Consider the following 1626-nt stretch of genomic DNA (forward strand, 5'->3'; position numbering starts at 1 on the left):
CCCTACCCGTCAAGATGAGGTGAGTCAGGCGATGGCTATCATCTTATGACCTGGGCGGGTTGGGAGAGGAAGATCGTGACTGTGGTGGGGACGGCTGGGCGTGGCCTGGTCGATGATGTCGGTGTGGGCGAGAGTGAGGGTGAGGGTGGTGGTCGGCGGCCGGATCCGGAGGTCGAGCCGAAGGCGCGGCGGCGGTCGTTCTCGGCGGCGTACAAGCTGCGGATCCTGACCGAGTACGAGGCGGCCCCGGACGGGCAGAAAGGCGCGATCCTGCGGCGGGAGAATCTGTACTCGGCGCATATCGTGGAGTGGCGTAAGGCCCGGGAGGCCGGGGCGTTGGCCGGGTTGTCGAAACCGAAGGGCCGCCCACCGGTCGATGATCGGGACAAGGAGCTGGAGAAGCTCCGGGCCCAGAACGTGAAGCTGGAGAAGGAACTGGCGAAGGCCCAGTTCGTGATCGATGTCCAGGGAAAACTTGCCGCGCTCTTGGAGAAACTCTCCGAGGGCGCTCCCGAGGGGAACCCGACGCCGCCGAACACGCCGAACGGCTGACCGAGGAAGCCCTTGAGCAGCTGATCCCGAAGGTCGGGGCGGTCGCGGCGTGTCGGGCGGTGGGCCGGTCCCGGGCGACGCATTATCGGCGGCACCGGAAAAGTCCGGCTCCGCCGCGGCCGGCGCCGATCCCGCACAGGGCCCGGCGGCAGCCGGCGGCCCTGACGGCGGACGAGCGGGCCCGGGTCCTTGACGTGCTGCGCTCGCAGCGGTTCGTCGACGCCTCCCCGGACCAGGTGTGGGCGGCCCTGCTGGACGAGGGGGTCTACCTGGCGTCGCCGCGCACGATGTACCGGCTGCTCGCCGAGCACGGCGAGACCGGGGAACGCCGCCGCCAGGCCACCCACCCCGCCCATATCAAACCCGAACTCGTCGCCGAGAAACCCAACGCGGTGTGGAGCTGGGATATCACGAAACTGCACGGACCGAAGAAATGGACCTACTATCATCTGTACGTCATCCTCGACGTGTACAGCCGTTATGTTGTCGGCTGGATGGTCGCGGAGGTGGAATCAGCTGCGCTTGCGGAGGATCTCATCACTTCTACCTGCGCGAAACAGCAGGTGTCTCCGGAGCGGCTGACGATCCACGCCGATCGCGGCACGTCCATGACCTCGAAATCCGTCGCGTTGCTCCTCGCGGACCTCGGTGTCACCCGGTCCCATTCCCGCCCGCGGGTATCGAACGACAACCCCTATAGTGAATCCCAGTTCAAGACGCTCAAGTATCGACCGGACTATCCGGGCTCGTTCGAGAACCTGCAGACGGCCCGGGCCTGGTGCCGGCGCTTCTTCGACCATTACAACAACCATCATCGTCATTCCGGGATCGGGATGCTCACCCCGACAGTCGTCCACCACGGCCAGGCCGACAGCGTCCGTCAGGCCCGCGCCCAGGTCCTCGACGCCGCCTACGCCGCCCACCCGGAACGGTTCATCCGCCGACCCCCGACCCCACCGAAGCTCCCAGCACCCGCCTGGATCAACCGGCCACCCGACGAGGAGCAGCCAGACCCGGAACCGGCAAGTAGCTAGTTTTCGAACAACACTGCCTCAAACAGCTTGACGGGTTCCG

Annotated in this window: 1 protein-coding gene; it reads left to right on the forward strand. The window is 66.5% G+C overall.

All coding sequences use genetic code 11. The features are described 5' to 3' along the window. The first annotated feature begins 123 nt into the window (after positions 1-123). Positions 124-1586, forward strand: a protein-coding gene (locus MXD61_RS05585; RefSeq protein ID WP_374628474.1) for an IS3 family transposase whose coding sequence is annotated in 2 segments (ribosomal slippage) — positions 124-528 and positions 531-1586 — 1461 coding nt in all. Because the reading frame shifts where the segments join, the coding sequence is not laid out codon by codon here. The last annotated feature ends 40 nt before the right edge of the window (positions 1587-1626 follow it).

It is taken from the genome of Frankia sp. AgPm24, from assembly GCF_023243055.1.
Classification (GTDB): domain Bacteria; phylum Actinomycetota; class Actinomycetes; order Frankiales; family Frankiaceae; genus Frankia; species Frankia umida.